A 12,125-nucleotide genomic window follows, 5' to 3' on the forward strand; every position below is an offset into this window, starting at 1 on the left:
GAAAGGGAGTCGAACATGGCCAAGTACGACATCGCCACGCTGCACCCCGTCTTCGTCCGCCAGATGGAGGCGCTGGCCGCGCTGGACATCGAGGCGGTGATGAAGAACTACACCGAGGACGCCGTCCTGCTCCGCTTCGAGGGCGCCTCGGTCGGCATCGAGGCCGTTCGCGAGACGTTCACCGGCTATCTCACGGTGAAGCCCACGCTGGTCGAACTGCAGGAGTACATCGAGACGGAGGACACCATCTTCTATCGGGCGATCATGAACCTGAACGGCGAGCCTGAGCACGCGTTCGGGACACTGGTGGTCCGCGATGGCCGGATCTGGCGCCAGACCGCCGGATTCGGCGGCTGACGGCCCTTTCCTGGGTAGCGTGTGCGGGGAGGGTGCAGGGCGTGGGCCCTCCCCGCACACGTGAATGATTCGGTGAAGGGGAGGCCGCGGGCCATGGAGCAGGAAACCAACCGGGTGGAGGCGTTCAGCGACGGCGTATTCGCCATCGTGATCACCATTCTGGTGCTGGAGTTAAAGGTTCCGGAAGAGCAGGGCTCGGCCCTGTGGCACGGACTCTGGGAGCAATGGCCGCACTACGCCGCATATCTCGTGAGTTTCCTCATCATCGGTGTGATGTGGGTGAATCACCACACGATCTTCAGCCACCTCAAGCGGGTCGACCGGCCGCTGTTGTTCCTGAATCTCCTGGTGTTGATGGTGGTGTCGGTGATTCCGTACACGACCAACGTCCTCGCCGAGCACCTCACGGACGGGGAATCGGCCAACGTGGCCGCGATCCTCTACAGTTCGTGGACCGTCGTGTACGCTCTCGCCTTCCTGGGCTTCTGGTGGTACGTCACCCAGGTCGGTCATCTCTTCCACGAAAAGGTCGACAAAGAGGGTGCCCGGGCCACCCGGGTGCGATTCGGACTGGGTGCGGTCGCCTACCCCTTGACCGTGCTTCTGTCCTTCTTCTCGGCACCTCTCACTCTCGTCGCACACTTTCTGATCGCGCTCTACTATGCGGCGAACCAGATCCCGATCCCGCTCGTGGTAGAGGAAGAGCGGCTCGAATCTGCCGGCGACCTCAGGAAGTAGCCGCCCGGACCTACGGCCGTTCTGTGCGGTCAAGTAGGGTAAAGGATCTAGCTGGTCGCGGGGGAGGCACCAGATGGCGCGCGTAGTCCTTCCGGAGGATTCCATCAAGGAAATCTCCGATTTGATCGACGTACTGATCTCGCTTTTCTTCGAATCCTTACCCCGGCGGGACCAGCGAAACTGGGCCCGCGTTTATCTGAACGGTCTGGTGCGGACCACCGGGAAGAAAACAATCCGTAACATCGCCGGAACAGGGGCCAGTTCCGTCGAACAGAGCCTCCAGCAGTTCATCAGCAAGTCCCCCTGGGACTGGACCCCCGTGCGCCGCTCCCTCGCCCAGCACCTGGAACGCACCGCCCAGCGCCCGCTGGCCTGGGTCGTACAGCCCATGGTCATAGAGAAGGCCGGCGACCGCTCCGTCGGAGTCGGCCGCCAGTTCGTCCCCCAGCTCGGCCGCACCGCCAACTGTCAGCAGGCGGGCGGGATCTGGCTCGCCTCCAGCGAGGCCAGCTTCCCCGTCGAATGGACCCTCACCCTCCCCGGGCCCTGGACCAGCGAACTGCTGCGCCGCCGCCGGGCCGGCATCCCCGACACGGCACGCTCCCTCACCCCCGCGCAGGACGCCGTCCACGCCGTCCAGCGCATGGCCGCGACCTGGCAGCTCCAGCGCCGCCCGGTCGTCATGGAGGTCTCCAACACCGACCTGCCCCAGACCATCGAGGCCTTCGCGCTCCAGGACATCCCCTTCGTCCTCAAGGTCGACGGCTCCCTGCCCGTCTCCTTCGGCGGCGCGGGCCGCCACAAGCCCGGGCCGCACACAGCGCCCGCCCGCGAGCTCATCGACTCGCTGCGCTCCCAGCGCCGGGTCGTCGAATGGACCCGGCACGGCCGCGCCGAGGGAGCGGTGACCCTGCTCACCTCGGCCCCCATCCTCGCGACCCCCGGCGAGGACCGGCCCGCCCCCGCACCGCCCACCCCGCTGCTGCTCGTGGGAGCCTGGACCGAAGCCGCCCTGCTGCCCTCCGAGTTCTGGATCACCAACATCGGGGACCGGCCCCTCGCCCAGCTCTTCCTGCTCGCCAAGCTCACCGACCGGGTGGCCCTGGACTTCACCGAGACCTGCGAACCCGTCGGCATCCGGGACTTCGAGGGCCGCTCCTTCCGCGGCTGGCACCACCACGCCACCCTCGCGAGCGTCGCCCACGCCGCCCGGCTGCTCAGCACCGGCGGACGGCACCCCGACCCCGTGCCCCTGACGGCCGCCCCCGCCCGCTACCCGGGCGCACCGGCCGCCAGACCGCCCGCCGTACTCCCCCCGCGACCGCTGATCCCCGGGCAGTCGCCGCGCAGAGCCGTCATCCGCTGATGCTCGACATCGCCCCGGCCCTGCGGACCTGGTGCGCCGAGCGGCGGGAGTTCGCGCTGGCCACCGTGGTCTCCGTCAGCGGCAGCGCACCGCGCGGACCCGGCGCCTCCCTCGCCGTGGACGCCGCCGGCACCGCCCTCGGCTCCCTCTCCGGTGGCTGTGTGGAGTCGGCCGTGCACGAGCTGTGCCTGGAGGCCATAGCCTCCGGCAAGGGCGGCGTGCACCGCTTCGGCTACAGCGACGACGACGCCTTCGCGGTCGGGCTGACCTGCGGCGGGATCCTGGACGTGCTGGTCACCCCGGTGCGCGGGCAGGACCCCGTACGACCCGTGCTCGGCTCCGTGCTCGACGCCGCCGCCGACGGGACGCGGGTCGCCCTCGCCCGCGTGGTCAGCGGCCCGCCCGGACAGTTCGGGCAGGCCCTGGCCGTCCACGCCGACGGCACCTGCGTGGGCGGTCTCAGCGGCGGCGCGGCCCTGGACCGGGCCGCCGCCGAACGGGTACGGGCCCTGCTGCTCGCCGGCCGCACCGGCACCGCCGAGCTGGGCACCGCCGGCGGGCTGTGCGGGGAGCCGCTGACCCTGCTGGTCGAATCCGCCGCGGAACCGCCCCGGCTGATCGTCTACGGGGCCGTTGACTTCGCCTCCGCCCTGGCCCGGATGGGCGCCTTCCTCGGACACCGGGTCACGGTGTGTGACGCCCGGCCCGTCTTCGCCACCCCGCAGCGCTTCCCCGGCGCCGACGAGGTGATCGTGGACTGGCCGCACCGGCACCTGGCCGCGGAACACGACGCCGGGCGCCTGGACACCCGTACGGCCGTGTGCGTACTGACCCACGACGCCAAGTTCGACGTACCGGTCCTCGCGCTGGCCCTGCGGCTGCCCCTGGCCTACGTCGGCGCCATGGGCTCGCGCCGCACCCACGCCGAACGCGCCGCCCGGCTGCGCGCCGAGGGGGTGACCGAGGCCGAACTGGCCCGGCTCAGATCGCCGATCGGCCTGGACCTGGGCGGGCGCACCCCCGAGGAGACGGCCCTGTCCATCGCCGCCGAGTTCACCGCCCTGCGCCACGGGGCCCCCGCCACGCCCCTCACCGGAGGCCGCCGGCCCCTGCACCGGACGGCCCCTTTCCGGGCCCCCGGGACCAAGGTCCCGTAGGAAGCGACCAAGCGGCCCGGTATGTCCTGGACGATCGGCCCGGGCGGCATGAACCCCCGGACATGGGAGAATGAAGTACGTGCGTTTCCTCGGCTGACCCGTCGAGGTACCTCCGATCGACTGGGAAGTTCAGCACGTGCGTTTCCTCAATGACCTGAAGCCGCCGTACGACCTGACGTACGACGATGTGTTCATGGTGCCGAGTCGCTCCGCGGTCGGCTCCCGCCAGGGCGTCGACCTCTCCTCGCCCGACGGCACCGGCACGACCATTCCGCTCGTCGTGGCGAACATGACCGCCATCGCGGGCCGCCGCATGGCGGAGACCGTCGCGCGCCGCGGTGGAATCGTCGTCATCCCCCAGGACATCCCGATCGAGGTCGTCACCGACGTCATCTCCTGGGTCAAGACCCGCCACCTCGTGCTCGACACCCCGATCACCCTGGCGCCCACGCAGACCGTCGCCGACGCGCTGTCCCTGCTGCCCAAGCGGGCGCACGGCGCGGGCGTCGTCGTCGACGACGAGGGCCGCCCGGTCGGCGTCGTCACCGACCACGACCTGAGCGGCGTCGACCGCTTCACCCAGCTCTCCGAGGTCATGTCGAAGGAGCTGCTGCTCATCGACGCCGACATGGACCCGCGCGACGCCTTCAACCAGCTCGACGCCGGCCACCGCAAGCTGGCCCCCGCCGTGGACAAGGACGGCCGGCTCGTCGGCATCCTCACCCGCAAGGGCGCCCTGCGCGCCACCCTGTACACCCCGGCCACCGACGCCGACGGCAAGCTGCGCATCGCCGCCGCCGTCGGCATCAACGGCGACTTCGTGGGCAAGGCCAAGCAGCTGCTCGACGCCGGCGTGGACACGCTCGTCATCGACACCGCGCACGGCCACCAGGAATCGATGATCAACGCGATCAAGGCCGTCCGCGCGCTGGACCCCGAGGTCCCGATCGTGGCCGGCAACATCGTCGCCGCCGAGGGCGTCAAGGACCTCATCGACGCCGGCGCCGACATCATCAAGGTCGGTGTGGGCCCCGGCGCCATGTGCACCACCCGCATGATGACCGGCGTGGGCCGCCCGCAGTTCTCCGCGGTCCTGGAGTGCGCGGCCGAGGCGAAGAAGTACGGCAAGCACGTGTGGGCCGACGGCGGCGTCCGTCACCCGCGCGACGTGGCCATGGCGCTCGCCGCCGGTGCCTCCAACGTCATGATCGGCTCCTGGTTCGCCGGTACGTACGAGTCCCCGGGCGACCTCCAGCAGTCGGCCGACGGCCGCCTGTACAAGGAGTCCTTCGGCATGGCCTCGGCGCGCGCCGTGCGCAACCGGACCTCCGAGGAGTCGGCCTACGACCGCGCCCGCAAGGCGCTGTTCGAGGAGGGCATCTCCACCTCGCGCATGTTCCTCGACCCGGCGCGGCCGGGCGTGGAGGACCTGATCGACTCGATCATCGCGGGCGTCCGCTCCTCCTGCACCTACGCCGGTGCCGGCTCCCTCGCGGAGTTCGAGGAGAAGGCGGTCGTCGGCATCCAGTCCGCGGCGGGCTACGCCGAGGGCAAGCCGCTGCACGCCAGCTGGAGCTAGTCCCCGTCCGGTGGCCCCGGCCCGCCCCACACGGGCGGCCCGGGGCCACCGGCGTACCCGCCCGCTTCCCGCCCTCCGGTCAGGCGTCCGCGGGCGGCCACGGCCCGGCGCCCCCGGCCGCCCTGCCACCGCCTCCCGGCTCCGAGCTGTGCACGCCCGCGCGGTATTTGGGGATGCGGACCGTGATCTTCATGCCCGCGCCGACGCCCGTCTCGATGACGAGGCCGTGCGCGTCCCCGTAGACCTGCCGCATCCGCTCGTCGACGTTGGTCAGCCCGATCCCCGACGAGGCCCCCGGGCGCTCCCCGGCCAGGATCCGCCGCAGCAGCGCCGGATCCATCCCGACCCCGTTGTCCTCGATGGTCAGCACCGCCTCCGCGCCCGCGTCCCGGGCCGCGATGGTGATCCGGCACTCCCCGGCGGAGTCCTCCACCCCGTGCTTGACGGCGTTCTCCACCAGCGGCTGCAGACACAGGAACGGCAGCGCCACCGGCAGCACCTCGGGCGCCACCTGCAAGGTCACCTTCAGCCGGTCCCCGAACCGGGCACCGGCCAGCGCCAGGTACCGCTCGATCGAACGCAACTCCTCCGCCAGGGTGGTGAACTCGCCGTGCCGCCGGAAGGAGTAACGGGTGAAGTCGGCGAACTCCAGCAGCAGTTCCCGCGCCCGCTCCGGATCGGTCCGCACGAACGAGGCGATCGCGGCGAGGGAGTTGAAGATGAAGTGCGGGGAGATCTGGGCCCGCAGCGCCTTGATCTCCGCCTCCATCAGCCGCGTCCGCGCCCGGTCCAGCTCCGACAGCTCCAGTTGTACGGAGACCCAGCGCGCCACCTCCGTCGCGGCCCGCACCAGCACCGCCGACTCCCGCGACCCGTAGGCGACCAGCGCCCCCAGCAGCCCCTCCTCGCCCGTCAGCGGGGCGAACACCGCCCACTTGAGCGGACAGCCGGGCCGCTGGCACTCGGTGCGCACGCTCTGGCTGCGCCCCGACTCCAGCATCACCGCCACCCGCGCCATCGCCCTGCGCTGGTGGTGGTCGGCGCCCGGCCCGTCCCAGGCCAGTACGGCCTCGCGGTCCGTCAGGCACAGCGCCTCGGTGCCCAGCAGCGAGCGCAGCCGTCGCGCGGCCTTGCGGGCGGCGTCCTCGGTGAGCCCAGCCCGCAGCGGGGGAGCGGCCAGCGAAGCGGTGTGCAGGGTGTGGAAGGTGGCCCGCTCCACCGGGGTGCCCAGGTCCAGCCCGGCGGCCCGCTCCCCGCGCCCGGTGTGCCACCGGCCCGCGGACCAGCCCAGCCCCAGCAGCAGGGCCGCTGCCGTCAGCGCGAGCACCGCGAGCGCCGCCCCGGTCACCGGGCGCCCCCCGCGGCCCGCCGGGGGGCCACGTCCTCGGGCAGGTGCAGCCGGGCCAGCGCGGCGGCCGTCCCCGCCGGGATCCGGGACCGGGTCGCCAGCGACACCGTCACCATCGTCAGGAAGCCCAGCGGCACCGACCACACCGCGGGCCAGGCCAGCAGCGCGTGCGCCCAGCCCGCCGGGACCAGCCCGGTGCGGGTGGCCACCACCGCGCCCAGCGCCGCACCGCCGCCGGTCAGCAGCCCGGCCACCGCCCCGGGCGGGGTCAGCCCGCGCCACCAGATGCCGAGGACCAGCAGCGGGCAGAAGGAGGACGCCGAGACCGCGAAGGCCAGACCCACGGCGTCGGCGACCGGCACCTCGGTGGCCACCGTCCCGCCCGCGAGCGGCACCGCCATCGCCACCACCACGGCCAGCCGGAACGTCCCCACCCCGCGCCGGGGCAGCACGTCCTGGTGCAGCACCCCGGCCACCGCCATGGTCAGCCCCGAGGCCGTCGACAGGAACGCGGCGAACGCGCCCCCGGCCAGCAGCGCCCCCAGCAGGTCCCCGAGCTGCCCGCCCAGCATCCGTTCCGGCAGCACCAGCACCGCGGCGTCCGCGTCCCCGGTCAGCGCCAGCTCCGGCGCGTAGATCCGGCCCAGCGCCCCGTACACCTGGGGCAGCAGGTAGAACACCCCGAGCAGGCCCAGCACCACCAGCGTGGTGCGGCGGGCGGCCCGGCCGTGGGGGCTGGTGTAGAAGCGCACGGCCACGTGCGGCAGGCCCATGGTGCCGAGGAACGTGGCCAGGATCAGCCCGTAGGTGGCGTACAGCCGGTGCTCCCCGCCGGACAGCGCCGTCGACCAGCCGGGAGCGTCCGGGCCCGGGCCCGCGTGGGCGTCCGGGACCACGCTGCCGGGGGTGAACTCCAGCCGGGTGCGGGCCGCGACGGAGTGCCGGCCGCTCTCCAGGGTCAGCGGCACCCCGGCGTGCTCGGCGCCGTCCACCCGGCCCGTCACCGTCACGGTGAGCGGCTCGTCCACCGAGAGCCGTACGTCCTCGCCCAGGGTGACGGCGGTGTGCTCGCGGAAGACGGCCGGGGCGTCGAAGGAGGCCCGGGGGGCACCGTCCCCGGACCAGGCGGCGATCAGGAAGAAGGCCGGCACCAGCAGCGCGGTGAGTTTGAGCCAGTACTGGAACGCCTGCACGAAGGTGATGCTGCGCATGCCGCCCGCCGCGACGGCCGCCGTCACCACGAAGGCCACGACCACCCCGCCCACCCAGTGCGGGGCCCCGGTCAGCACCTCCAGCGTCAGACCGGCCCCCTGCAACTGCGGCAGCAGGTACAGCCAGCCCACGCCCAGCACGAACAGCACCGCGATCCGCCGCACCGCCCGCGACTGGAGCCGCGCCTCGGCGAAGTCGGGCAGCGTGTACGCGCCCGAGCGCCGCAGCGGCGCCGCGACCAGCACCAGCAGCACCAGGTAGCCGGCGGTGTAGCCGACCGGGTACCAGAGCATCTCCGGCCCCTGGAGCAGCACCAGCCCGGCCACCCCGAGGAAGGAGGCGGCGGAGAGGTACTCCCCGCTGATGGCGGCCGCGTTGAGGCGGGGGCCGACGGTGCGGGAGGCGACGTAGAAGTCGGAGGTGGTCCGGGATATCCGCAGGCCGAGCGCCCCGACGAGGACGGTGACCAGGACGACGACGGTGACCGCGGTCAGCGCGTACGTCTGGTTCACCGGAGGTCCTTCGACGGGGGAGGGGAGGGAAGTCTCCGGAGTCTACGCAGCCCCCCGTCCCCGGCAACAGGCGCGAACCGGGCACCGGCGCGGGGCGTTCCGGCGGGCCGCCGACGGGGCCGCGGCGCCCGGGTCAGAGCGCCGGATCGTGGTGACGCTCGCAGTCGCGCAGGGCGATCTCCAGCTCCACGTACGACTCCTCCGCGCGGCGGAAGGCCAGGGTCAGGGCAGCCTCCACCCGGGGCGGCAACTGCCCGCGGGTGCCCTCCTGGGCCTCGTACAGGACCTCCGCCCAGCGGGCGGCCGCACTGCGCAGCCGGGCGAGCAGCGCCTCGGCCTCGGCCGGCCCGGCGGCACGGGTCCGGGGCAGTCCGGTCAGCGCGTCCAACAGCGCCTGGATCTCGGACATATCGCTCCTCCCGGGCCGGAAGATCCACGATACGCGCGGGCCGCACCGCGGACAGGCGGACCGCTCACCGCTGCGGCCGACGGGCCCGGCGGATCGCCGTACGCCCACCGTGGCGCGACGAACGGCACGTTGGTACGCCGGACGGTCGGGCTCGGGCATCAGGGGGAGGGCCACCCCGCGCCGCCCGCGTGGCCGGGAACGTACGAGTCCCGTTCCTGCGCGGTGAGGTCACGGTCGACGGCGAAGCAGATCTTCCGGATCGCCGCCGAGGGCTCGAAGAGGACGTTCCACAGCCGTACCGTCATGTCGATGCCGCCGGTGGCGAGGGTGCGCCCGTCGGGGCTGAACGCGACCGCCTCCACCGGTGCGGTGTGCGCTAGCCCGTCGCCCGGCGCATGAGGAGGTCGCGGAGGTCGCGGGCGTGCCGACGGCTGACCTGGAGTTCCGCCGGGCCCACCCGCACGCTCGTGGTCCCCGCCTCCATGCGCAACTCGTCGATCCGGCCCAGCGCCACCAGGTGGCGGCGGTGGATCCGGACGAACCCGCGGGCCGCCCAGCGTTCCTCCAGGGTGGACAGCGGGATCCGCACCAGGTGGCTGCCCCCGTCGGTGTGCAGCCGGGCGTAGTCGCCCTGGGCCTCCACGTACGCGATGTCCGCGATCGCCACGAACCGTGTGACGCCGCCCAGTTCGACCGCGATCTGCTCCGGGACGCGCTCGACGGCACCGGCACCGGCACCGACACCGGCCTCCGCGCCCGCCGGGGGCACGGGGGTGCGCAGGTCCGGGACGGCCGGTTCGGGGGCCGGCTGCGCCCCGTCCGGCCGGCCCAGGAGGGCGCGGGCCCGCCGGACCGCCTCCGCCAGCCGCTCCGGCCGGACCGGCTTGAGGACGTAGTCCACGGCCTTGAGGTCGAAGGCCTGGACGGCGAAGCCCTCGTGCGCGGTGACGAACACGATCAGCGGGGGACGGGCGAACCCGCTGAGCAGCCGGGCGATGTCCAGCCCCGTCAGGCCGGCCATCTGGATGTCCAGGAACACCACGTCGATGCCGTCGGGGCCGTCCGGCCCGCCCTCCAGCGCCCGGGTGATACGGCGCAGCGCTCCGGTGGCGTCGGAGGCGCCCTCGGCACTGCGGACCCGGGGATCGGAGCGCAGCAGGTAGAGGAGTTCCTCCAGGAGCGGCTTCTCGTCGTCTACGGCCAGTACGCGCAGCATGGGGCTCACTCTAGGCAACGGCGCCCTGCCGGGAAACGGCGCGCGGCCCCCGCCCGGGGGGAGGGGGGCGGGGACCGCGCGGATCGGGAGTGGGGGAGTGGGGCCCGGGGAGGGCGGGGGCGGGGGTTACTGGACGGTGATGAGCTTGCCGTCGGGGGCGACGGCGTACCAGGTGCCGCCCACGCCCTGGCCGTTGGTGTCGCCGGCCTTCTTGTCACCGGTGAAGGTGTAGACGGGCCAGCAGTTGACGGTCTGCTGCTTCTTGCCGTCGGGCCGGTCGAGGACCAGGTAGTTCTTCTCGATGATGCCCTTGGCGTTGACCTTGTCCACCGGCGGGACGACGGGCCACTTGGCGACGCAGTCGCCCTCGCACTTGGAGACCATCGGCCAGGCGGTGTCCGGCTTGAAGCGGTAGACGGTCATGCCGTTGCCGTCGACGATGTGCTCGCCGAGCTTGGCGTCCTTGGCCACGGTCAGGGCGCCCGAGGCCTGTCCGGCGCCCGCTCCCGTCCCCGCTCCGGTCCCGGCGCCCGCGGCGGGCTTCGCGGCCTTCTTGCCGTCGGGGGCCAGGGCGAACCAGGTGCCGCCGACGCCCTGCCCGTTCAGGTCGCCCGCCTTGGTGTCCTTGGCGAAGCGGTACGCGGGCCAGCCGGCCACCGTCAGCTGCTTGCTGCCGTCCTTGCGGACCACCTCGCCCAGCATGGCCGGGTCCATGCCCGCCGCGGCGGTCGCGTCGCCCGCCGGGACCGGGGGCCAGGCCTTGGCGCAGTCGCCGTCGCAGTTCGAGGCCGGCGGCTTGGCGGTGTCCTTGTCGAAGCGGTAGAGGGTGAAGCCCGCGCTGTCGGTGAGGACGGAGCCGAGCTGGTCGGTGGAGGCGATCGCCAGCTGCCCGCCGGCCTTGGCGCCGGTGGCCGCCGCGTCCTGGGCGGGCTTCTCGTTGCCGTAGGGGTCGGCGGCGGGGGCCTGGGCGTCGGCGACCGCACCGGCCGGCTTGGTCGCGTCGGCGGCCTTGTCGTACCCGCCGCAGGCCGTCGCCGCGAGGGTGACGACGACCGCGACCGCCGCCAGGGAAGTTCCGCGCTTGATGCCCATGTCGATCTCTCCCACGTGTGGTGTCTGCCGATTCCGTCGCCGGAGGATCGGCAACTTGTGCAGGACACGGGCCGGCGGGAGCGTTCTGTTCAGCGGGACCGGTATGAGCTGTTTCACTCACACTCCGTCGAACCCGGCCCGCCGTGCGGCCGTGACCACAGCGAGGCCGAGAATCCGGTGCCCCTCGTCGTCGGGGTGCAGTCCGTCCGCGAGGTGCTCGGGTCCCAGCAGGTCACGGCCCGGCAGCAGGGCGAGCCGGCCGTCCCCGGCGGCGATCCGGTCACGGGTGGCCCGCTCCATGGCGTCGCGCAGGGCGCCCAGGGTCGCGCCGAGGCGGTTGGGGGTCCGTTCGGCGTCGGGGCGCAGCACGGGGGAGAGCAGCAGCAGGGGGGTGCGGGGGTGGCCCTGGCGGATCAGGTCGAGGAACGTGCGGGTGGTCTCGTAGAGGAGGGGCGCGGTGAAGGGCACCCGGGACCAGCAGTTCGTGCCGAAGGCGAGGGTGAGGACGTCGGCGGGGAGGGTGGCGAGCTGCTCGGCGGTGGCGAGTTCTCCGCGGGCCGCGCCCGCGTAGCCGAGGTTGACCGTGTCCCAGCCCAGCGCCCGGCCCGCGACGGCGGGCCAGCCGTGGGCGGGCCGGGTGGACCACCAGCCTTCGGTGATGGAGTCGCCGTGCACCACCCAGCGCGGGCCCCGGGGGGCGGGCGCGAGGGGGCCGCCGATCCCGCGCAGGCCCAGGACCGCGGGGGACTGGGCCTCGGGCGGGTGCAGGGTGAAGGGGCCGCCGCCGCGGGGCAGCGGGAGGCGTACGACGGACTCGGTGGCGGGCTCGGTGAACACCTCGGTGATCCGGCCGTGGCGGTTCCACAGGGCGAAGCCGTGCGCGAGGTCGCGCAGCGCGTCGGTGGGGCCCGGCACGGTGGCCCGGTAGCGGATCTCCACGGCGTGCGCGGACCCGGCGGTGAACTCCAGCCGCACCCCTATGGGAAGGGTGGCGCGCTCGCCGGTGTCCCAGGGCAGCCGCATCGTGTCGGCCGGGTCGGCGCGCACGGGGCGCCCCTCGTGCAGCCAGGCGACCCCGCGCAGGAACGGTCCGGGATCCAGCCACCGCTCGTCGGACTCCGTCTGCGTCGGCCTCACTC

11 protein-coding genes and 1 pseudogene are annotated in these 12,125 nt (G+C 73.3%); 5 read left to right on the top strand and 7 right to left on the bottom strand.

The annotated features are described in order from the left end of the window. The first annotated feature begins 15 nt into the window (after positions 1–15). The 5 genes from SLAV_RS30275 (at position 16) to SLAV_RS30295 (ending at position 5,197) form a co-directional block, all read left to right on the top strand. A complete protein-coding gene (locus SLAV_RS30275; RefSeq protein WP_030234121.1) occupies positions 16–357 on the top strand; it encodes a nuclear transport factor 2 family protein in 342 nt (113 codons plus the stop codon). 93 nt (positions 358–450) lie between these two features. Beyond that, positions 451–1,095, top strand: a complete 645-nt coding sequence (locus SLAV_RS30280) for a TMEM175 family protein (RefSeq protein ID WP_030234123.1) — start codon at positions 451–453, stop codon at positions 1,093–1,095. Between the two features lie 73 nt (positions 1,096–1,168). Then, entirely contained in the window at positions 1,169–2,461 is a 1,293-nt protein-coding gene (locus tag SLAV_RS30285; RefSeq protein ID WP_078950462.1) for an IS701 family transposase, read from the top strand. Continuing rightward, entirely contained in the window at positions 2,461–3,618 is a 1,158-nt protein-coding gene (locus tag SLAV_RS30290; protein WP_030234129.1) for an XdhC family protein, read from the top strand. The genes SLAV_RS30285 and SLAV_RS30290 overlap by 1 nt, the downstream gene beginning before the upstream one ends. 115 nt (positions 3,619–3,733) lie before the next feature. Next, positions 3,734–5,197 (top strand): GuaB1 family IMP dehydrogenase-related protein, encoded by a 1,464-nt coding sequence (locus SLAV_RS30295; protein WP_051841155.1) that lies wholly within the window; start codon positions 3,734–3,736, stop codon positions 5,195–5,197. 79 nt (positions 5,198–5,276) lie between these two features. Here the strand turns inward: SLAV_RS30295 and SLAV_RS30300 are convergent, their stop codons facing one another. The 7 genes and pseudogenes from SLAV_RS30300 to SLAV_RS30330 form a co-directional block, all read right to left on the bottom strand. Continuing rightward, positions 5,277–6,545 (bottom strand): sensor histidine kinase, encoded by a 1,269-nt coding sequence (locus tag SLAV_RS30300; protein ID WP_051841156.1) that lies wholly within the window; start codon positions 6,543–6,545, stop codon positions 5,277–5,279. Beyond that, positions 6,542–8,269, bottom strand: a complete 1,728-nt coding sequence (locus tag SLAV_RS30305; RefSeq protein WP_030234137.1) for a sodium/solute symporter — start codon at positions 8,267–8,269, stop codon at positions 6,542–6,544. Before SLAV_RS30305 ends, SLAV_RS30300 begins: the two co-directional genes overlap by 4 nt. Positions 8,270–8,402: 133 nt before the next feature. Next, positions 8,403–8,678 (bottom strand): hypothetical protein, encoded by a 276-nt coding sequence (locus tag SLAV_RS30310; RefSeq protein WP_030234140.1) that lies wholly within the window; start codon positions 8,676–8,678, stop codon positions 8,403–8,405. Between the two features lie 158 nt (positions 8,679–8,836). Continuing rightward, positions 8,837–9,043 (bottom strand): annotated as a pseudogene (locus SLAV_RS30315) (hypothetical protein); the annotation flags it as partial. Between the two features lie 11 nt (positions 9,044–9,054). After that, a complete protein-coding gene (locus SLAV_RS30320; protein WP_030234144.1) occupies positions 9,055–9,894 on the bottom strand; it encodes a LytR/AlgR family response regulator transcription factor in 840 nt (279 codons plus the stop codon). 126 nt (positions 9,895–10,020) lie between these two features. Further along, positions 10,021–10,986 carry an SCO0930 family lipoprotein gene (locus tag SLAV_RS30325; protein ID WP_030234147.1) on the bottom strand — a complete coding sequence of 322 codons (966 nt, stop codon included), beginning with the start codon at positions 10,984–10,986 and terminating at the stop codon, positions 10,021–10,023. 117 nt (positions 10,987–11,103) lie between these two features. Further along, entirely contained in the window at positions 11,104–12,123 is a 1,020-nt protein-coding gene (locus SLAV_RS30330) for a GDSL-type esterase/lipase family protein (RefSeq protein ID WP_030234149.1), read from the bottom strand. Positions 12,124–12,125 lie beyond the last annotated feature (2 nt).

Origin of the sequence: Streptomyces lavendulae subsp. lavendulae, assembly GCF_002803845.1 — a bacterium.
Classification (GTDB): Bacteria; Actinomycetota; Actinomycetes; order Streptomycetales; family Streptomycetaceae; genus Streptomyces; species Streptomyces lavendulae.

Bases quoted from the DNA above. Each gene is read 5' to 3' on its own strand.
- SLAV_RS30325 (WP_030234147.1), bottom strand. From the start codon at position 10,986: ATGGGCATCAAGCGCGGAACTTCCCTGGCGGCGGTCGCGGTCGTCGTC.
- SLAV_RS30275 (WP_030234121.1), top strand. From the start codon at position 16: ATGGCCAAGTACGACATCGCCACGCTGCACCCCGTCTTCGTCCGCCAG.
- SLAV_RS30310 (WP_030234140.1), bottom strand. From the start codon at position 8,678: ATGTCCGAGATCCAGGCGCTGTTGGACGCGCTGACCGGACTGCCCCGG.
- SLAV_RS30290 (WP_030234129.1), top strand. From the start codon at position 2,461: ATGCTCGACATCGCCCCGGCCCTGCGGACCTGGTGCGCCGAGCGGCGG.
- SLAV_RS30285 (WP_078950462.1), top strand. From the start codon at position 1,169: ATGGCGCGCGTAGTCCTTCCGGAGGATTCCATCAAGGAAATCTCCGAT.
- SLAV_RS30320 (WP_030234144.1), bottom strand. From the start codon at position 9,894: ATGCTGCGCGTACTGGCCGTAGACGACGAGAAGCCGCTCCTGGAGGAA.
- SLAV_RS30280 (WP_030234123.1), top strand. From the start codon at position 451: ATGGAGCAGGAAACCAACCGGGTGGAGGCGTTCAGCGACGGCGTATTC.